Raw genomic sequence first — 18,955 nt, 5'->3', positions numbered from 1 at the left:
CGGCGCACCATCCGAACAGCAGCGGAATCGGAGTCGAACGGTAGCTGTGTCACATCCTCCGAACGGGTGAAACCTGTTCGGGGTGAGTTTCGTCCTCCCTCCCGGGAGCGCGCCGGAGGGCGCGGGGTCGCATCGGGAACGCGAGGATCGGAGGGCGCATGCGCCGGATGGGCAAGTACACCGCGCACGTGGCCGTGTTGGCGTCGGCGGTCGGCATCAGTCTGGCCGCCTGGGGGGCGACGGCGCTGGTGGGCGGGGAGGACGAGGCCGGTACGCCGGCGACCGGGGCGGCGGCCCGGCCGGGGGTGCCGGCGCAGCGGGCCGAGCAGCCGGACCGGCCCGCGAAGCCGACGACGCGGGTGCCGGTCGGGATCGCGCACGCGGCGGAGGCGGGCGGACGGGCCGTCAACATCACCATCGACGACGGCCCGGACCCGCGCTGGACGCCGCAGATGCTGGACATCCTGAAGCAGCACGACGTCAAGGCCGTGTTCTGCATGATCGGTCCGCAGGCGCAGCGGTACCCGGAGCTGGTGAAGCGGGTGGTGGCCGAGGGGCACCGGCTGTGCGACCACACCATGACCCACGACACGGCGATGGACCGCAAGCCCGTCGCGTACCAGAAGCGGCAGATCCTCGACGCGCGGAAGATGATCGAGGAGGCCGCCGGCGGGGTGGAGGTGCAGTACTACCGCGCTCCGGGCGGCGCGTTCACGCCGGACAGCCGGAAGATAGCCGCGGCCGCCGGGATGCGGCCGCTCGGGTGGAACGTGGACACCAAGGACTTCGAGCGGCCCGGCGCCGCCGCCATCGTCGCGACCGTCAAGAACGAGCTGCCGAACGGGCCGACCATCCTCTTCCACGACGGCGGCGGCGACCGCTCGCAGAGCGTGGCGGCGCTGCGGGAGGTGCTGCCGTGGCTGAAGGAGCAGGGGCGCACCTTCAGCTTCCCGGTCCGCACCGCCCCGGACACCCCCTGAGGCCCGGGGCCGCACGGTCCGTCAGCGCCTGACGGTGTCGTCGGTCTTGAGGTCCCCGACGGCCTCGTCGAACGCGTCCAGCTGGTCGGGGCAGTAGACCTGGAGCACGATCCGCTCGGCGTCGACGGCCTTGGAGTCGGCGATGACCGGGCGGCTGCCGGGACCGGTCGCGCCGTTCGACAGCTGATGGAGCCGGTACAGCGCCTTCTTCAGGGCGTTGGCGGGGTCCTCGCAGACCTGGCCGCCGTCGGTGCCGAGGAGCCGCTCGGCGGTCTCCAGGTCGGGCGCCGGGTAGCCGGCCTTCACCAGTTCCTCGCTGAGCTGTCCGGCCTTGTTCGTGGCCTCGGTGCTCCGTTTGAAGCCGCTGTACCGGACGAGGCCGGTGACGAGCAGGCCGACCAGGATCACGATGGCGCCCCAGTAGACGACCTTGTGCTCGGAGGCGAAGCGGGTCGGGCTCATGCGGCGTCTCCCTCGATCGGGGCGGCCTCGGCGGTGCGCCAGCCGGGCTTGCGCAGCTTCAGGAAGGCCCAGGGGATGAGCAGTCCGAGGATCAGCAGGCCGCTGCCGACGATGAGGATGTACGACCAGACGCTGCCGCTGCCGAACTGCGAGGGCGGGACGAAGCCGATGAGCAGGGCCGCGATCGAGGCCAGCAGGCCGACCGAGCAGATCAGGCCGAGGGCGGGCGCCCGGTAGCCGCGCGGGTGGTCGGGCTTGAGCTTCCGCAGCCGCATGGCCGCGACGAACATCAGCAGGTAGACGATGAGGTAGACCTGCGTGGTGATGGTCGAGAAGATCCAGTACACGCTGGAGACGTTCGGGATCAGGGCGTAGCCGAGGGCGATGACCGAGGTGACGACGCCCTGGGTGACGAGGATGTTCTGCTGGATGCCGAACTTGTTGAGCTTCTGGAGGAAGGGCGGCAGGTAGCCCTCGCTCCGGGAGATCTCCAGGAGGCCCTTCGACGGGCCGGCCAGCCAGGTCAGCATGCCGCCGAGGGAGGCGGAGATCAGCATGACGGCGGCGATCGGGGTCATCCAGCCCACGTCGAAGTACGAGAAGAAGGCGTCGAACGCCTGCATCACGCCGGCGGTGAGGCTGAGCTGGTCGGCGGGGACGACCCAGCTGATGGCCAGGGCCGGCAGGATGAAGATCAGCAGCACCAGGCCCATCGCCAGGAACATCGACCTCGGGTACTCCTTCGCCGGGTTCTTCAGCGAGGAGACGTGCACGGCGTTCATCTCCATGCCCGAGTACGACAGGAAGTTGTTCACGATCAGCACCAGGCTCGCCAGTCCGGTCCACTGGGGGAGCAGATGGCTGCCGTCCATCGGCGCCGCCGAGGGGTTGCCCTGGCCGAGGAAGACCATGCCCAGCACGACGAGGACCGTGCCGGGCACCAGGGTGCCGATGATCAGACCCCAGCTGGACAGCCCGGCGAGGGCCTTCGTGCCGCGCGAGGAGACCCAGACCCCGGTCCAGTACAGGACCATGATGACGATCGCGGTGTAGACGCCGTTCGAGGCGAGCGCGGGATCGATGACGAAGGCGATCGTCGACGCCACGAAGGCCAGCAGGCTGGGGTAGTAGAAGATCGTCATGGCGAACTGGCACCACACGGCGAGGAAGCCGAGCGGTTTCGAGAGCCCCTCGGCCACCCAGCGGTAGACGCCTCCGGACCAGCCCGAGGCGAGTTCGGCGGAGACCAGGGCGGTCGGCAGCAGGAAGACGACGGCGGGCACCAGGTACAGGAAGACACAGGCGAGTCCGTAGACCGCCATCGTCGGCGCGGCGCGCAGGCTGGCGACCGACGCGGTGGTCATGAGCGCCAGCGTCACCCAGGTGAGGGTGGGCGGTGCGGCCGACCGAGTTTCGGCGCGGGGGCTCGGCAGATCGGCCGCGGCGTCCATCGAGGCCATGGGACCCTCCCTGGGGAATCGACGAGATCCGCACCAGGCTCGGCGACGAGGGGCGCGCGCGCCGTCCGGGAGGGCCGTCCGGGTGACGGGGATGCCGGCCGGGGCCAGGGGGACCGGCGGCGGATGCCGGGTGCGGCGGGGTGGGGGATGCTGATCCTTCGTCACCGTGTTTCCGTGTTTCCGTGTTCCCGAGTTTTCGATCCTTCGTCACCGTGATCCCGTGGAGGCGGCCGTGGCGCGAACAGCGGGGGACTCGCGGGAGCCCACGGGCGACGCGACCGGTACGGCCGGTGCGCCCGGTGCGCCCGGTGCGGACGGCGCCGCCGGCGAGGGCCGCGGGGAGCCGGACGGGGTCGCCGGACTGCTGGCCCGGCTCACCGTGCTGATGCTGCGGACATCGGGCGAGGGCGCCGAGCTGATCGCGCGTGAGGTCGAGGCGGCCGGGCGGGCGTGGGGCGCCGAGGTCTCGGTGATGCTCGTCATGGACACCGCCACCCTGACCGTCACCGGCCCGGACGGGACGGCGCGCACCGTCATCGCGCACGCCGCGCCCGACGTGGCCCGGCTGGACCGGATCGCGGCGCTGAAGCCGCTCCTCGCCGACGTGCGCGCCGGGCGGTGCGGGCCGGCCGAGGCGAGCGCCCGGCTGGCGCGGATCGAGACGGCGCCGCCGCCGTACCCGGGGTGGCTGAAAATGTTCGGCATCGTGCTCTTCGCGCTGGGCTTCGCGCCGCTGATGCAGCCCACCTGGTACGAGGTCGGCACCACCGCCGTCCTCGCGGCGCTCGCCGGAGGTCTCGCGGTGGCGTCCGACCGGATCCCGCGGATGGCCCGGGTCCTGCCGCTGGTCGCCTCGGTCCTGGTGTCGGTCGTCACGCTCGCGCTGTTCGCGGGCGATCCGGCGCACGGCGGGCCGGTGCTGCTCATGCTGCCCGCGCTGTTCTTCTTCGTCCCCGGCGACCTGCTGAGCGCGGCCGCCGCCGAACTCGGCGCGGGACTCGTGACGACCGGCGCGATCCGGCTGGTGTACGCGGTCTTCCTGCTCGTCCAGCTGTGCGTCGGCGTCCTGCTCGGGGTGTACGTGACCGGCACCTCCACCCACGCCCTCTTCGACACGGCGGCGGAGGCCGACCTGCCCCGCTGGGTGCTCTTCGCCTCGTGGACGGTCTTCACCGCCGGCGCCGTGCCGGCCTTCGCGATCCCGCTCCGCTTCCTCCCGGTGCTCCTCGCGCTCGTCTACCTGACCGTCGCGGTGCAGTCCGGGGCCACCGTCCTGATCGGGGAGACCGGCGGCACCTTCGTGGCGGCGGTGGTGCTGGCGCTGGCGGCGACGCTGCTGTCCCGGGGCCCGGCGCGGCCGCCCCGGCTGATCCTGATCCTGCCCGGCTTCTTCACGCTGACGGTCGGTTCGCTCGGCATGAGGGGGTTGACCACGCTGGCCGGCGGGCACGTGGTGGACGGGTTCACCGACCTCCTGGAGCTCGTCCTCGTCGTCACCGCGATCGCGATGGGACTCGTTCTCGGCGCCGGTCTCGTAACGGATCGGAGCCGAAGAAGGGAACCCCCTGGTCAGCCAAATTCAGCTTAGGCTAACCTAAGCGCCGTGCAAGCAGGTGAAGAGACCTCCACGGTCCCCCGCCCGCGCGGTCACGAGCTGTCGGCCACCGCCGTCACCGTCGCCTATGACGGAGTCGACGTCGTCCATGACGCCTCCCTGACCCTGCGGCCCGGCCAGGTGACCGTCCTCGTGGGACCGAACGGCAGCGGCAAGTCGACGCTGCTGCGCACGGTCGCACGCCTCCAGCGGCCCCGCCGCGCCGAACTCGTCCTCGACGGCGACACCGACGGGCTCGCCCTGAGCCCCCGTGAGTTCGCCCGCAAGGTGGCCCTCCTGACCCAGGGTCGGCCCACCCCGGGCGGACTCACCGTCCGCGACCTCGTCGAGTTCGGCCGCTACCCCTACCGCGGCCGCTGGGGGAAGTCCGACCCGGACGGCCCCGCCGCGGTGGAGCGGGCGCTCGCCCTCACCGGCGTGGACGAACTCGCCGACCGGGGCGCCGAACACCTCTCCGGCGGGCAGCTCCAGCGGGTCTGGCTCGCCGGCTGCCTCGCGCAGGAGACCGGCGTCCTCCTCCTCGACGAGCCCACCACCTACCTCGACCTGCGCTACCAGGTAGAACTCCTCGACCTCATGCGCGACCTGGCGGACCACCACGGCATCGCCGTCGGCGCCGTCCTCCACGACCTCGACCAGGCCGCCGCCGTCGCCGACCGCATCGTCCTGCTCCACGCGGGACGCGTCGTCGCCGACGGCCTCCCCGAGGAGGTCCTCACCGGACCCCGCCTCACGGAGACGTACGGCATCCGCATCGAGGTCGACACCGACACCCTCACCGGCCGGCTCCGCACCCGCGCCATCGGCCGGCACCACACGCGGACCTCCGCGCGATCCGAAAGGCTCAGCCCCACCCCATGAGAAAGCACCTCCTCACCGCCGCGGCCCTCACCACGGCGGCCCTCGCCCTGACCACTCTCACGGCGTGTGGCACCACCGAGCCCGCCGCCGACGCCAAGGCCGACAAGAAGTCCGAGCCGATCACCCTCACCGACGACACCGGCACCGAGGTCAAGCTCGACGGCCCGGCCACCAAGGTCGTCGGCACCGAGTGGAACGTCGTCGAGCAGCTCATCTCGCTCGGCGTCGACCCCGTCGGCGTCTCCGACGTCAAGGGCTACAAGACCTGGAACACCGCCGTCCCGCTGAAGAACGACCCCAAGGACGTCGGCACCCGCGGCGAGCCCAGCATGGACACCATCGCGGCCCTCAAGCCCGACCTCATCCTCGCCACCTCCGACCTGCCGCCGGCTGCCGTCAAGCAGCTGCGCGCCGTCGCCCCGGTGCTTGAGGTCAAGGCCGCCGACGGCGCCAACCCCATCGGCCAGATGACGAAGAACCTCGACCTCATCGCCAAGGCCACCGGCACCACGGCCAAGGCCGACGAGCTCAAGAAGAGCTTCGAGACCAAGCTGGATGAGGGCAAGAAGGCCCTCGCCGCCGCCGGCCTCGCGGGCGCCGACTACGCCTTCGCCGACGGCTACCTCGTCTCCAACCAGGTCTCCATCCGCCCCTTCACCGGCGGTTCGCTCATCGGCGCCGTCAACGAGAAGCTCGGCCTGAAGAACGCCTGGACCGTCAAGGGCGACCCGGCCTACGGCCTCGGCGCCACCGACGTCGAGGGCCTCACCAAGCTCGGCGACGACGTCCACTTCGCCTACATCGGCAACGACGGCGACCCGAGCGCCACCCCCTTCTCCGGCGTCCTCGCCAAGGACAAGGTGTGGACCTCCCTGTCCTTCGTCAAGAAGGGCAACGTGCACCGCCTCCCCGACGGCATCTGGATGTTCGGCGGCACCGAGTCGATGAACCAGTACGTCGACTCCGTCGTCAGCGCGCTCACCAAGAAGTAGGACACGAGGAACCCAGCACCATGGCCGTCACCGCGACCACCCCCGCCGCCCGTCCACAGGCCGCAGCCACCCGCACGGGCGCGGCAGCGGTGACGGCCGCACTGGTCCTCCTCGTCACCTGCCTCGCGCTCGTCGACATCACCCAGGGCACCGCCTCCGTCGGCGCGGCCGAGATCGTCAAGGCGATCACCGGCGACGCCGACCCCGGCGACGCCTCCGTCGTCGTCGCCTCCCGGCTGCCCCGCATGGTCGCCGGACTCCTCGTCGGCGCCGCCCTCGGCATGGCCGGCGCGGCCCTCCAGGCCGTCAGCCGCAACGTCCTCGCCGCACCCGACACCCTCGCCGTCAACGCCGGCTCCTACTTCGCGCTCGGCCTCGCCGCCGCCACCGGCGTCTCGCTGCCCTTCCTCGCCTCCTCCGGCATCGCCTTCGCCGGCGGACTCATCGCCGCCGCCGTCGTCCTCGGCCTCTCCGGCCTCGGCTCCGGCACCGTCCGGCTGGTCCTCGCCGGCAGCGCCCTGACCCTGGGCCTCACCGCCCTCACCGAGGGCCTGCTGCTGCTCTTCCCGCAGCAGACCGAGGGCGTCTACCACTGGAACCAGGGCAGCATCGCCCAGAACGGCTTCGACGGCATCCTCCAGATGCTGCCGATCGCCGTCGTCGGACTCGTCGGACTGCTCCTCCTCGCCCGCCGCGTCGACGCCCTCGCCCTCGGCGACGAGGCCGCCCGCGGGCTCGGCGTGCCGGTCCGCTCCACCCGCGTCATCGCCGTCGTGCTCGCCGCGCTGCTCGCCACCGCCGCCGTCACCCTCGCCGGGCCCGTCGGCTTCGTCGGCCTCTGCGCCCCGGCCCTCATGCGGCCGCTCGCCCGCCGGTTCCGCGGCTACGCCCGCAGCCGGGTCTTCGTCCCCGCCGCCGGACTCGCGGGCGCCGCCCTCGTCCTCGGCGCGGACGTCCTGCTGCGCACCCTCGTCCCCGCCGACACCGCCGTTCTGGTCCCGACCGGAGTCGTCACCAGCCTCGTCGGCGCCGTCTTCGTCATCGTCATGGCCGCCCGGCTCCGGGACCCCGGCGACGTCGCCGTCGAGCGGCTCCGCATCCGCAGCCGCGCCGCCTTCCTCGCCACCACCGCCGTCCTCGTCGCCGCGCTGGCCGGCGTCATGATCGGCGGCGTCCTCCTCGGCGACGCCAAGCTCCTCCTCGGCGACGTCGCCAACTGGGCGGCAGGCCAGGCCGGCCAGGCCGTCTCCTTCGTCCTCGACACCCGCGTGCCCCGGGTCCTCGCCGCGCTCTTCGCGGGCGCCGCCCTCGCCCTCGCCGGCACCCTCGTCCAGGCCGTCACCCGCAACCCGCTCGCCGAACCCGGCATCATGGGCGTCTCCGGCGGCGCCGCCCTCGGCGCCGTCCTGCTCGTCACCACCGTGCCGATGGCCGGGTCCTGGGGCGTGGCGGGCGCCGCGTTCGCCGGCGCCGCGGGCGCCGCCCTCGTCGTCTTCGGCTTCGCCGCCCGCGGCGGGTTCAAGCAGACCCGGCTCGTCCTCGTCGGCTTCGCCGTGCACACCGCCACCGCCGCCGTCGTCGCCCTGCTGATCATCCTCACCGACCCCTTCAACGCGACCAAGGCCCTCACCTGGCTCTCCGGCTCCACCTACGGCCGGACCCTGCCCGACGTCCTACCGCTGGCCGTCGCCGTCGTCGTGGGCCTCGTCCTCGCGTTCGCCCGCCGCGCCGAGCTCGACCTGGTCTCCCTCGACGAGGACACCCCCCGCCTCCTCGGCCTGCCGCTCGGCCCCGGCCGGCTCGGCTTCCTCGTCCTGAGCGTGGTGCTCAGCGCCACCGCCGTCGCCGCCGCCGGCACCATCGGCTTCGTCGGCCTCGTCGCCCCGCACGCCGCCCGCGCCCTCGTGGGCCGCCGCCACCACCGGGTGATCCCGGTCGCCGTGCTCCTCGGCGCCGTCCTCGTCTGCGCCGCCGACACCGTGGGCCGTACCGTCATCGCCCCCGCCCAGCTCGGCGCCGGCACGATGACGGCCATCATCGGCACCCCGTACTTCCTGTACCTCCTGGTCCGCAGCCGCCGCTGACCGGCCCGTAGGATCTCCGGGACGTACGGGGAGAGCGAGGAACACGTGACCGTGACCACAGGGGCGGCACCGACCCGGAGCACGGCCCCGGAGCCGCTCGAACGGGACGAGGACGGGCAGCGGCTCGGCGCGCTCCTGTGGCGCCCCGGGCCCGGCTGGCGGGCCGTCAGCAGCGCGGTCCTCGGCGGCGGGATCGGGCCCCGGTCCTGGGTGCTGAACGTCCAGGTCGCCCACGGCTACACCCGCACCGACCCCGACGCCCACCTCGCCGACCTCGCCCGGCGGGCCGGCCTCCACGGCCCCGGCGTCGGCCTGATGACCGCCGCCGAGGTCAGCCGGCCCGGCGCCGCCTCCGACGGCGGCGTCGACGCGGTGGCCACCGCGGGGATCGAGGTACGCGGCTGGGCGGCGGCCCCCGGGCCCGGCGTCCCCGGACCCCAGGCCCCCGGCACCATCAACATCGTCGCCTTCGTGCCCGCGCCGCTCACCGACGCCGCCCTCGTCAACGCCGTGGCGACCGCCACCGAGGCCAAGGTCCAGGCCCTCCTCGACGCCGGCCACGACTGCTCGGGCACGCCCACCGACGCGGTCTGCGTCCTCGCCCCCGAGCCGCGGCCCGGCGGCCCCGCCGAGCCCTTCGCGGGCCCCCGCTCCCTCTGGGGCGCCCGCCTGGCGCGCGCCGTCCACGCGGCGGTCGGCGCCGCGCTGCCCGGGCCCGGCGTCAGCTGAGCGCGGCCACCTCGGCGAGCAGCGTCTCCCGGTCCACGGCCGCGCCGCCGGTCGCGGGCACCGTACAGGCGAAGGCGCCGGCCACCGCCCCGTACAGGGCGCACCGCTCCGGCGGCTCGCCCGTGAGCCGGCCGTAGAGGAAGCCGGCGGCGTAGGCGTCCCCCGCGCCGTTGGAGTCCACCACCGGGCCGCGCGGCGCGACCGCGGGCACGCGCAGCGGCTCGCCGCCCGCCCGGGTCAGAAGGGACGAACCCGCCGCGCCGGCCGTGACGACGACCACCTCCGCCCGGCCCCGCTCCAGCACGCGGCGCATCGTCGCCACCGGGTCGGGCAGCGCCGCCGCCGAGACGAACACGACGTCGGAGCCGTACGCGAACGGCTCGTGGTACGGGTTCTCCCCGTCCCAGTCGTGCAGGTCCGTCGAGACGGTGAGCCCGGCCTCGTGGAGCGGCGGCAGGGCGAACGCGCAGGGGTACGTGATCGAGACGTGCGCGTGCCGGGAGACCGCGGCGAGCTCGCGGACCAGGCCCTCCGGCAGCCGGTCCGACTCCCGGGAGCGGCTGTCGTCGTAGAGCGAGAGCCGCCGGCCGTCGGGAGCGACGAGGTTGACGGCCCGTTTGGTGCCGCCGGGGAGCGGGACCTCGGTGAAGGCGATGCCGCGGTCGCGGTGGAAGGCGCGGACCAGGTCGCCTGACGGGTCGTCGCCGATCATGTCCACGTGGTGGGTGCGCAGTCCCAGCGCGCTGACGCCGAGCGCCACGAAGTCACCGGTCTGGCCCGCCCGGGTCTCGATGCCGGGGCGGATCATGTAGCTGTCGGCGTACGGCAGCGGGAGCTCGGGGACGTACACGATCGTGTCGACGCCCGCCCCTCCCAGGACGAGGACGTCGTACGCGCTGCCGCTCATCACCACTCCACTCGTCGGAACCCCGGCGAGTCAACCAGCCCCGCCACCGACTCCGCAAGATCTTGCGCAAACTTGCGGGCGGGGCGGGGCGGGGCGGGCGCGGAGACGGCGGTGGCCCGCTCCCCGAGGGGAACGGGCCACCGCGGCAGGCGGGTCCGGCGCTCAGCCGAGCACCACCGGCAGGTCGAAGAGGTCGTTCTGGGTGACGACCGGCTTGTTCCGCAGCTCCTCGCGCGGCACCGCGAGCCGCAGCTCGGGGAAGCGCGCGTACAGCGCCGGCAGCGCCACCGACGCCTCGAGGCGGGAGAGCGCCGCACCCGGGCAGACGTGCGGACCGTGGCCGAAGGAGATGTGCCTGATCGGGGCGCGGGTGACGTCGAAGTCGCCCGCCGTCGGCCCGTGCTGCACCTCGTCCCGGCCGATCGCGCCGTGCGACACGATCAGCGCCTCGCCCTCGGGCAGGACCCGGTCGCCGACCGGGATGTCCTCGCTCGCGAACCGGATCAGCACGTGCGAGGTGGGCGTCGCCCAGCGCAGCGTCTCCTCGATCACGTTCTCCCAGGGCACCTCGCCCTTGAGCACCAGCGCCCGCTGCTCCGGGTGGGTCTCCAGGGCGACCACGGCGTTCACGATGAGACTGATCGTCGTCTCGTGACCGGCCGCCACCATCAGCTGGAGCGTGTTGGTGATCTCCTCGGTGGTGAGCCGGTCGCCGTCCTCGGACGCCTCGATCAGCGCGCTGGTGAGGTCGTCGCCGGGCGACTCCTTCTTCCCCGCCACGATCCCGGCGAAGAGCGCGCCGAGGTCCGCCATCATCTGCGGCACCTCCTCCGGCGGCGTCTGCGTCGAGAAGAACTTGTCGAACAGCGCCTTCATCCGCGGGTGGTCGGCGGCGTCCACGCCCATCAGCTCGCCGACGACGTTCATCGGCAGCGGATAGGCGAACTCGGCCTTCAGGTCCACCGTCTCGCCCGCAGGCCGCGCCGCGAGCGCGTCGAGCAGCCCGTTCGTCAGCTCCTCGATACCGGCCCGCAGCCGCTCCACCCGGCGCGCGGTGAGCGCCTGCGCGACCAGGGTCCGCAGCCGCCGGTGCTCCTCGCCGTCCACCGTCAGCATCGACTTCCCGGGGTTGGCGAGGCCGATCAGCGGCCAGTCGAGCGGTATCTCGCCGCGCTGCCAGGCCCCCCACCGCTCGATGTCCTTCACGAGCCGGGAGTCGGTGAGGAGCGCCCGGGCCTCGGCGTGGCGGGTGACCGCGTAGCAGGGCACGCCGCCCGGGAGCACCACGCGGGCCAGCGGGCCCGCCTCGCGCAGCCGTGCGCTCTCGCCGTCGAGGTCCGCCACGAACGGGTCGAGGACGACCGGTCCGGCGCCCGCGGTGTGGTCGATGGGGCAGGTCATGCGGTCCCTCCAAGGGCGGGGGTCGGGGTGTACGTCACCGGCAGCGCGGTGAGGCCGCGCAGCCAGGGGGAGGGGCGACGTGTCAGGGCGGGTTCGGCGACGGCGAGGTCGACGTCCGGCAGACGGTCGAGCAGGACCTCGATGCCGGTCCTGGCGATGGTCTCGGCGACCTCCTGCGCGGGGAACGGACAGCGGTGCTCGCCGTGGCCGAAGGAGAGGTGGGCGTTGTTGCCGCCGGTGAGCGCGGCGGCGTCGGCCCGGACGTGCGGGTCGGCGTTGGCGGCGGCGAGGCCGAGCAGGACCAGGTCGCCGCGCTCGATCCGGCGCCCGCCGAGGTGGGTGTCGCGCGAGGCCCAGCGGCCGGCGACGTTCTGGGTGGGGGTGTCCTCCCACAGGACCTCGTTCATGGCCTCGCCGACGCTGTGCCGGCCGCCGGACAGCGAGGCCGCGAAGCGGTCGTCGGTGAGCATCAGGCGCAGCGAGTTGCCGATCCAGTCGGCGGTGGGCTGGTGCCCGGCGGCCATCATCACCATGAGGTCCTGGGCGACCTCCTCGACGGTGAACCCGGCGGTGTTGCCGAGCATCCGCGAGGCGACGTCGTCGCCGGGCTCCGCCACCTTGGCGGCGAGCAGCGCCCCCATCGAGGCGGCCAGGTGCTGCTGGCCCGCGAGGGCGCCCGGACCGCCGTTGATCATGTCGTTCATCGCCGTGACCAGCGCGGGCCCCTCCTCGTCGGAGAAACCGTAGATGCTGGCGAGCACCCGGACCGGCAGCAGCATGGCGTACTCGGCGATGATGTCGCACGCGCCCTTGCCGCACAGCCCGTCGATCAGCTCGTCGGCGAACCGCTCGGCGCGCCGCCGCAGTTCGAAGGGGTCGACGGACTCCAGGGCGGCGGAGATCACCCCGGCGCGCTCGCGGTGGCGCTCGCCGACCGTGTAGAGGATCGACGGCTGCTTGCGGCCGATCATGGGCAGCAGCGGCCAGTCGGCGGGGATGGCGTCCCACTGGTTCCACAGCTCGGAGTCGCGGGAGAACAGCACCGGGTCGCTGGTGACCTGGTGCAGCTCGCGGTAGCCGAGGACGAGCCAGGCGGGCACGTCGCCGTCGAGGACGACCGGGGCGACGGCCCCGTGGTCCCGCCGGATCCGCCGGTACAGCTCGACGGGGTCGGTGTGGAAGCGGGGGCCGCTCAGCGGGACGGGCGCGGTCTCGGCAGGGTTCACGGGGCGGGCTCCGGTACGGGCCGCGAACCGTGTTCCGGGTCGGCGGCGACGACGTTCTTCAGGTGCTCGACGAGCGAGATGAGGACCTGCTTGCTGGACTCCCGGGACCGGGCGTCGCAGAAGACCAGCGGGACCTCGTCCGGGAGGTCGAGGGCCTCACGGATCTCGGCGGCGCTGTGCGCGGGCCCGCCGAAGTCGTTGCAGGCGACGACGAACGGGGTGCCGTGGTGTTCCAGCCGGTCCACCGCGTACCAGGAGTCCGCGATCCGGCGGGTGTCGACGAGGACGACCGCGCCGAGCGTCCCGGAGAAGAGCCGGTCCCAGAGGAACCAGAACCGCTCCTGGCCGGGCGCGCCGAACAGGTACAGCACGTTGCGCGCGTCGAGCGAGATCCGGCCGAAGTCGAAGGCGACGGTGGTGGCCGTCTTGGCGGCCACCCCGCCCGTGTCGTCGATGCCCTCGCCCGCCTGCGACATGGTCTCCTCGGTGTTCAGCGGACGGATCTCGCTGACCGAGCGGACCAGGGTGGTCTTGCCGACTCCGAAGCCGCCGACGACGACGATCTTCAGTCCGTTGTCGGCGGTGCTGCTCAGGGTCTGGTGCGGCTCAGAGATTGCGGAGTCCAACGAGCACCTGCTCCAGGATGTCGTGATCGGGTAGGCGGTACGAAGAGGGGCGCGGGTGCCGCGCGCTGATCCGGCCGGTGTCGTGCAGGTCGGCCAGGAGGATGCGGGTGATCGACACGGGCAGTCCGAGCCCGGCGGCCACCTCCACCACGGCGGTGGGGAAGCGGCACATGCGCAGGATGGCGGCGTGCTCGGACTGCATGCCGGGGGCCGGGTCGCACTCGGCGACGATGAGCGTGACCACGTCGAAGGCGGTGGACCCGGAGCTGCTCCGGCCGCCGGTCAGGGTGTAGAGACGGTCGGGGGAGTCGTCGCGGCCCGGCCTGGCGCGGCCCTTCATCCCCGCGGCCTCGCGACGAGGTGCTCGCCCAGCTGCTCGACCAGCTCGGTCATGTTGTGCCCGACGAGCCCGGCGTCGGCGTCCTCGTCGGCGACGAGCGCCAGGTGGGCGCCTTCCCCGGCCTCGACGATGAAGAGGATGCCGCCGTAGAACTCGGCCATCGCCGAGCGGACCCCGCCGGTGCCGTCGCCGAACTCCATGGAGGCGCCGTGCGACAGGCTCTGGATGCCGGCGGCGATGGCGGCGAGCTGGTCGGCCTGGTCGACGGAGAGCCGGGAGGTGCGGCAGAGCTTGAGGCCGTCCCGGGAGAGCACCAGGGCGTGCCGGGTGCCCGGGGTGCGTTCCAGCAGGCCCTCCAGGAGCCAGCTGAGCTTGTCGTCGGTGGTCGTGCCGGTCATCGCGGATTGCCTTCCGAATGGGGGTGGTTCGAGGACGGCGTGGTCGGTTCCGCCGTGCCGGGGGCGGAGGCGTCGGGGTCGGCGGCGCCGGTCGCGCCGGGCTTGCCCTCGGTGCCGCGCAGGCCGCTCTGGAAGCCACCGAAGCGGGCGCGGGCCGACGCCCCGGTGCGGGGCGCCGCCGGACGGGCGGGGTCGGCCGGGGCCTTGCCGCTCTCCTCGTGCGCGGCCAGGGTCCGGCCGCGCCGGCGGCGCGGCAGCAGGGTCCCGGGCCCGGTTTCCGCGGCCGGGGTGTCGTCCGCGGCCGTGTGCGTGGCCTCCGGCTCGGCGGCGGGGACGGAGTCGGGGGAGGTACGGGGGCCGGGCACGGGGAGCGGTGCGGCGGCCGGCGCGGCGGCGGGGGCGGCCGTCTCGGTGCCCCGGGTGACGATCTCCTGCGGGATCATCAGGACGACACCGGTGCCGCCGCGCGCGGAGGGCCGGAAGGAGACCGAGAGGTTGTGCTTGCGGGCCAGCCGGCCGACCACGTGGAGGCCGAGGCGGGTGCCGGAGAGGCCGGCCAGGTCCTGGGTCCCCGCGTCGACGGCCGCCTCGGCGCGCCGGAGCTGGACGTCGCTCATGGTCAGGCCGCTGTCCTCGACGGTGACGACGACGCCGGCCGGGACCTCCTCCACGTAGACGTGGACCTCCGCGCTGGGCGGGGAGAAGTTGGCGGCGTTGTCGAGGAGTTCGGCGAGCGCGTGCATGACGCCCTCGGCGGCGTGCCCGGCGACGGCCGCCTCGCACTGGGAGTGCAGCCGGACCCGCTGGTAGCCGGCGATGCGGCCCATGGCGCCGCGCAGGATCGACTCCATGACGATCGGCCGGGCCCAGCGGCGGCCGGAGCGGGCGCCGGTGAGCACGGCGACGGAGTCGGCGAGCCGGCCGGCCTGGGCGGTGCGGTGGTCGAGGTGGAGGAGGTCGGCGAGGACGTCCTCGTCGGCGTGCCGGTGCTCCATCTCGCGCAGGTCGGCCATCATGCTCGTGGCGAGCGCCTGCATGCGGCCGGCCGCGTTGGCGGCGGCGGCGAGGGCGGCGGAGCGGGCGGACTCGGCGCGGCGCAGCCGCTGTTCGAGGCCGGCGACGGCCGCCGCGTGACCGGCGGCGAGGCGCTCGGCCTCGGCCCGCTGGGCGCGCACGAGCTCGTCCGCGCGGGCCGCGTGGGCGGCCGCCTCGGCGGCGGCCTGGGCCTCGTGACGCTCCTTCAGGGCGGCCGCCTCGCGCTCGGCGGCGGCCTGGCGCTGGGTGGCGTAGGTGTCCTGGGAGGCGACCTGGGCGGTCAGCCGCTCGGCCCGCCGGGCGAGCCCGCGGGCGGTGCGCGCGTACCAGGTGACGGCGAAGGCGGCCGCCGCGAGGAGCAGCACGCCGCAGACCGCGAACCAGGCCAGGGAGGAGCGGACTTCGGCCGGCGCGGCGCTCGTCGCGGCGGCGGTGAGCGCACCGCCCGCGGCGGCGGTCAGCACGGCGGAGATCAGGGCAGGACGGAACGGGGTGGGCGACGCCGACATCAACCGGACTCTCGAGAGGCAGGCACAGGGAGGATCGGAACGACCGCACTATAGAGCCGTTCTTGATCGGTCCGGAACTCTCCCTGACCGGATCAGTATCCGGAGTGACACAAAACCTTCCAAAAGGTGGCGCGAATTCCGCTACGGCGTGAGCGGAGGGGCGGCGCGCCCAGCAGCGGAGGGGGCGGCGCGCCCATCGCCCGTACCGGAGAGGCAGAATGACGGTCCGTACGGTACGGGCCCCGCGGCGGCGCGTACCGGTCCCCGACCGGAAGGCCCCCCGTGAAGCTGCCCGACACCGGCAGGCGCGTCCTCGTCAGCGGCGCCTCGCGAGGACTCGGCCGGGCGGTCGCCCGCGCCTTCGCCGCCAACGGCGACCGCGTCGCCGTCCACCACGGCACGCGCGCCGAGGACGCCCGCGCCACCCTCGCCTCCCTCGAAGGGACCGGACACGTCCTGGTCGGCGGCGACCTCGCGGACCCCGCCGGGGCGGCCGAGGTCGTCGGAGCGGCGGTCGAGGGCCTGGCCGGCGGGATCGACGTCCTGGTCAACAACGCCGCCGTGAACCTCCCGCACCCCCTGGCGGAGACCCCGTACGAGGAGTGGGCGGCGCTCTGGCAGCGGCACGTCGCCGTGAACCTGCTCGCCACCGCCAACCTGAGCCACCTCGTGGCCCGCGGGATGATCGACAGGGGCACGGGCGGACGCCTCGTCAACATCGGCTCCCGGGGCGCCTTCCGGGGCGAGCCCGACCACCCCGCCTACGGCGCCACCAAGGCCGCCGTCCACGCGCTGGGCCAGTCCCTCGCGGTCTCCCTGGCCCCGTACGGCATCGGCGTCGCCTCGGTCGCCCCCGGTTTCTTCGCCACCGAGCGGGTCGCACCCCGCCTGGAAGGGCCGGAGGGCGAGGCGATCCGCGCGCAGAGCCCCTTCGGCCGGGTGGCGGACGCCGACGAGATCGCGGCGGCCGTCCTCTGGCTCGCCTCCCCGGCCGCCGAATGGGCCTCCGGCACGATCCTGGACCTCAACGGGGCCTCCTACCTGCGGAGCTGACCGGAACGGGGACCGGCGCGCCCCGGCGCGCGTCCATCGAACGCCTGCCCCCCGCGCGCTTGCCCGAAAGGATGAACAGCGGCGGTCGGCGGCGTTTCGCACCGGAGGCGCCGCCACCCTGCTGACGTGCGTAAGGAGCGCGAGTCCACGGTCCCCTCCCAGCGGACGCCATGGCGTCCCCGGCCCGCCGCGGGACCGGCCGTCCGGCCGGTGCGACAACCGGCGCCGGGGCCGGGCCTGAAACCCCGGGTCCGCTACTGGGTCGACCGGACCGTGGTGCGCGGGGTGACCGCCCTCGTCGGCTGGCTGGCCCTGGCCTGCCTGGGCCTGGTGGCCCCCGTCAGCGCCCTCCTCGTCTGGACCGACAGCAAGGCGCCGGACACCCTCCAGGGCAAGGCCGCCACGGTCTGGCGGACCGTCGGCCAGACCCTCCGGCTGGGCGGCGAGGTGGGCCCTCCGCTGCGGATGGTCCTGTCGGTCTTCCTGGCCCTCGTGTCCCTGCTGTACGTCTCCTTCCTCGTCGGCATCGTCACCACCGCGCTCACCGACCGGCTCGCCGAGCTGGAACGCGGTCAGACGACCGTGGTCGAGCGCGGCCACACCCTGGTCCTCGGCTGGTCCGAGCAGACCCCCACGGTCGTCGCGGAACTCCTCGCCGCCCATGCCCAGCGGGGCCGCGGCGCCGTGGTGGTCCTGGCCGACCGCGACAAGGCCGAGATGGAGCGAGGGTTACGGGACGCGCTGCCGCCGCGCACCCGGGTGCGCCTGCTGTGCCGCCGGGGCCGCCCCACCGACCCCGGCGCGCTGGCCCGGGTCACCCCGGCCGCCGCCGGAGCCGTGGTCGTCCTGCCGCCGGACGCCCCCGGCGCCGACGCCGAGGTGACCAGGGCGCTCCTGGCGCTGCGGGCGGTGGTGGGGGAGGGGGGCCAGGTCCGGGTCGTGGCGGCGGTCCGGGACGGTGCCCACCTCGCCACCGCCCGCCTCGCCGCCGGACCCGGCGCGGTCGTCCTGGACGTCGACGACCTCGCCGCCCGGCTGCTCGTCCAGTGCGTCCTGGAGCCGGGGCTCGCGCTCGTCCTGGAGGATCTGCTCGACTTCGCGGGCGCGGAGCTCCACGTCCTCCGCCCGCCCGGCCTCCCCGGCCGCCGCTACGGCGAACTCGCCGCCGCCTGCCCGGACTCCTGCGCCGTCGGGATCGTCCGCGCGGACGGCACCCCGCACCTCAACCCGTCCCCGCGGACCGTCCTGGCCCCCGGCGACGGCCTGGTCGTCCTGGCCGAGGACCACCGGGCCACCGTCCTCCCCGCGGCTCCGGCACCCGTCCCGGCTCCGCGCCCCGTCCGGCCCCGGGCGGCCCCCGCGCTCCGCCGGGCCCTCGTCCTGGGCTGGAACCGCCGGGGCGACCGCCTCCTGGAGGGCCTGGCGCGGGGCGGCGTCGCCGCGGTGCGGGACGACGGGGCCGGGCTCCCGGCGGCACCGGAGGAGTACGACCACGTGGTGGTCCTCGCCGGCCCGGACGGCGAAGGGCACCCCGACCCCGACGGTCCGGCGCTCGTCGCCCTGCTCCACCTCCGGGCGCGAGCACGGGAGTCGGGCCGGACCGTGCCGGCCGTGGCCGAGATCACCGACGCCCGCAACCGCGGGCTCGCCCCCGCCGGACCCCGCACCGAGCTCCTGCCCACCGGCCGGCTCGCCGCCCTCCTGATCGCCCAGATCGCGCAGGACGTCCACCTCGCGGCGGCCTTCGACGCGCTCTTCGCCGCCACCGGCGACGGCGTCCGCCTCCGCCCCGCCACCGACTTCGTCCCGCCCGGCACGGAGGCGTCCTTCGGGACCCTCGTCACCGCCGCCGCCCACCAGGGCGCCGCCGCCATCGGCTACCGTCCCCGCGGCTCCACGCGTCCCCGCCTCAACCCGCCCAAGTCCGAGGCGCGTTGCTGGAGGACGGGAGACGTCCTCATCGTCGTCGGACCGGCCCCCGGGAGCCCCCGGGAACCCACCCGGGGCCTTGCCGGAAACGAGAACGATGTCCGCTGACGTCGACGGCCGCGCTCGCGCCCGCCGCACCACCCTCTCGGGGTCAGGCCCCTGATCAGCGGCTCTTCTTGGGGGATACGAGTGTCGCCCCTGCGGTTTCTCGTGTCATCCGACAGTACGGCGGTCGAGCGGAGGCGGCGCAGACTCGGTGCCACGGCCGCGCCGAGCGGACCCGGCGGACCCGCCCGTCCGCGGATCCGGCGCGCCCACACACCACTTGACGGACCATCACCCGGCACA

17 protein-coding genes are annotated in these 18,955 nt (G+C 74.4%); 8 read left to right on the top strand and 9 right to left on the bottom strand.

Translation table 11 applies throughout. The features are described 5' to 3' along the window. The first annotated feature begins 158 nt into the window (after window positions 1-158). On the top strand, window positions 159-980 hold the full coding sequence (locus ACIGHB_RS20755; RefSeq protein ID WP_360316834.1) for a polysaccharide deacetylase family protein: 822 nt from the start codon (window positions 159-161) through the stop codon (window positions 978-980). 21 nt (window positions 981-1,001) lie between these two features. On the opposite strand, the gene ACIGHB_RS20750 is transcribed toward ACIGHB_RS20755, so the two are convergent. Together ACIGHB_RS20750 and ACIGHB_RS20745 are read right to left on the bottom strand one after the other, a co-directional pair. Continuing rightward, window positions 1,002-1,442, bottom strand: coding sequence for a hypothetical protein (locus ACIGHB_RS20750; RefSeq protein ID WP_360316837.1), 441 nt, complete (start codon window positions 1,440-1,442; stop codon window positions 1,002-1,004). Then, window positions 1,439-2,902, bottom strand: coding sequence for an APC family permease (locus ACIGHB_RS20745; RefSeq protein ID WP_399914891.1), 1,464 nt, complete (start codon window positions 2,900-2,902; stop codon window positions 1,439-1,441). Before ACIGHB_RS20745 ends, ACIGHB_RS20750 begins: the two co-directional genes overlap by 4 nt. A 232-nt stretch (window positions 2,903-3,134) precedes the next feature. On the opposite strand from ACIGHB_RS20745, the gene ACIGHB_RS20740 reads away from it, so the two are divergent. The 5 genes from ACIGHB_RS20740 to ACIGHB_RS20720 are packed head-to-tail and all read left to right on the top strand — an operon-like array spanning window position 3,135 to window position 9,183. After that, the gene (locus ACIGHB_RS20740) at window positions 3,135-4,490 is read left to right on the top strand and encodes a threonine/serine exporter family protein (protein WP_399914888.1); all 1,356 of its coding nucleotides are present in this window, start codon (window positions 3,135-3,137) and stop codon (window positions 4,488-4,490) included. Window positions 4,491-4,505: 15 nt separating this feature from the next. Then, complete coding sequence (locus ACIGHB_RS20735) at window positions 4,506-5,378, top strand: ABC transporter ATP-binding protein (RefSeq protein WP_360316844.1); 873 nt, start codon at window positions 4,506-4,508, stop codon at window positions 5,376-5,378. Continuing rightward, entirely contained in the window at window positions 5,375-6,370 is a 996-nt protein-coding gene (locus ACIGHB_RS20730; protein WP_399914886.1) for an iron-siderophore ABC transporter substrate-binding protein, read from the top strand. The genes ACIGHB_RS20735 and ACIGHB_RS20730 overlap by 4 nt, the downstream gene beginning before the upstream one ends. Further along, complete coding sequence (locus ACIGHB_RS20725; RefSeq protein WP_399915043.1) at window positions 6,298-8,454, top strand: iron ABC transporter permease; 2,157 nt, start codon at window positions 6,298-6,300, stop codon at window positions 8,452-8,454. The genes ACIGHB_RS20730 and ACIGHB_RS20725 overlap by 73 nt, the downstream gene beginning before the upstream one ends. A 51-nt stretch (window positions 8,455-8,505) precedes the next feature. Continuing rightward, window positions 8,506-9,183 carry an adenosylcobinamide amidohydrolase gene (locus tag ACIGHB_RS20720; RefSeq protein WP_399915041.1) on the top strand — a complete coding sequence of 226 codons (678 nt, stop codon included), beginning with the start codon at window positions 8,506-8,508 and terminating at the stop codon, window positions 9,181-9,183. Here the strand turns inward: ACIGHB_RS20720 and ACIGHB_RS20715 are convergent. The 7 genes from ACIGHB_RS20715 to ACIGHB_RS20685 all read right to left on the bottom strand — a co-directional run bounded on the left by ACIGHB_RS20715 (window position 9,176) and on the right by ACIGHB_RS20685 (window position 15,625). Continuing rightward, window positions 9,176-10,090: an adenosine kinase gene (locus tag ACIGHB_RS20715; protein WP_360322410.1), complete on the bottom strand. Its 915-nt coding sequence runs from the start codon at window positions 10,088-10,090 to the stop codon at window positions 9,176-9,178. The genes ACIGHB_RS20720 and ACIGHB_RS20715 overlap by 8 nt on opposite strands. A gap of 162 nt (window positions 10,091-10,252) precedes the next feature. Continuing rightward, entirely contained in the window at window positions 10,253-11,491 is a 1,239-nt protein-coding gene (locus tag ACIGHB_RS20710; RefSeq protein ID WP_399914883.1) for a cytochrome P450, read from the bottom strand. Further along, window positions 11,488-12,717, bottom strand: coding sequence for a cytochrome P450 (locus tag ACIGHB_RS20705; protein ID WP_360322404.1), 1,230 nt, complete (start codon window positions 12,715-12,717; stop codon window positions 11,488-11,490). Before ACIGHB_RS20705 ends, ACIGHB_RS20710 begins: the two co-directional genes overlap by 4 nt. Continuing rightward, a complete protein-coding gene (locus ACIGHB_RS20700; RefSeq protein WP_360322401.1) occupies window positions 12,714-13,343 on the bottom strand; it encodes an ATP/GTP-binding protein in 630 nt (209 codons plus the stop codon). The genes ACIGHB_RS20705 and ACIGHB_RS20700 overlap by 4 nt, the downstream gene beginning before the upstream one ends. Further along, window positions 13,324-13,683: a DUF742 domain-containing protein gene (locus ACIGHB_RS20695; protein ID WP_360322398.1), complete on the bottom strand. Its 360-nt coding sequence runs from the start codon at window positions 13,681-13,683 to the stop codon at window positions 13,324-13,326. The genes ACIGHB_RS20700 and ACIGHB_RS20695 overlap by 20 nt, the downstream gene beginning before the upstream one ends. Then, window positions 13,680-14,081, bottom strand: coding sequence for a roadblock/LC7 domain-containing protein (locus ACIGHB_RS20690; RefSeq protein WP_360322395.1), 402 nt, complete (start codon window positions 14,079-14,081; stop codon window positions 13,680-13,682). Before ACIGHB_RS20690 ends, ACIGHB_RS20695 begins: the two co-directional genes overlap by 4 nt. Beyond that, window positions 14,078-15,625 carry a sensor histidine kinase gene (locus ACIGHB_RS20685; RefSeq protein ID WP_399914880.1) on the bottom strand — a complete coding sequence of 516 codons (1,548 nt, stop codon included), beginning with the start codon at window positions 15,623-15,625 and terminating at the stop codon, window positions 14,078-14,080. The genes ACIGHB_RS20690 and ACIGHB_RS20685 overlap by 4 nt, the downstream gene beginning before the upstream one ends. Window positions 15,626-15,907: 282 nt before the next feature. On the opposite strand from ACIGHB_RS20685, the gene ACIGHB_RS20680 reads away from it, so the two are divergent. After that, window positions 15,908-16,678 (top strand): SDR family NAD(P)-dependent oxidoreductase, encoded by a 771-nt coding sequence (locus ACIGHB_RS20680; RefSeq protein ID WP_399914878.1) that lies wholly within the window; start codon window positions 15,908-15,910, stop codon window positions 16,676-16,678. A gap of 126 nt (window positions 16,679-16,804) precedes the next feature. Next, window positions 16,805-18,715, top strand: coding sequence for an NAD-binding lipoprotein (locus ACIGHB_RS20675; RefSeq protein ID WP_399914876.1), 1,911 nt, complete (start codon window positions 16,805-16,807; stop codon window positions 18,713-18,715). The last annotated feature ends 240 nt before the right edge of the window (window positions 18,716-18,955 follow it).

It is taken from the genome of Streptomyces sp. NPDC085460 (assembly GCF_044541975.1).
GTDB lineage: Bacteria > Actinomycetota > Actinomycetes > Streptomycetales > Streptomycetaceae > Streptomyces.
This window is presented reverse-complemented; position numbering and strand designations above follow the sequence as displayed.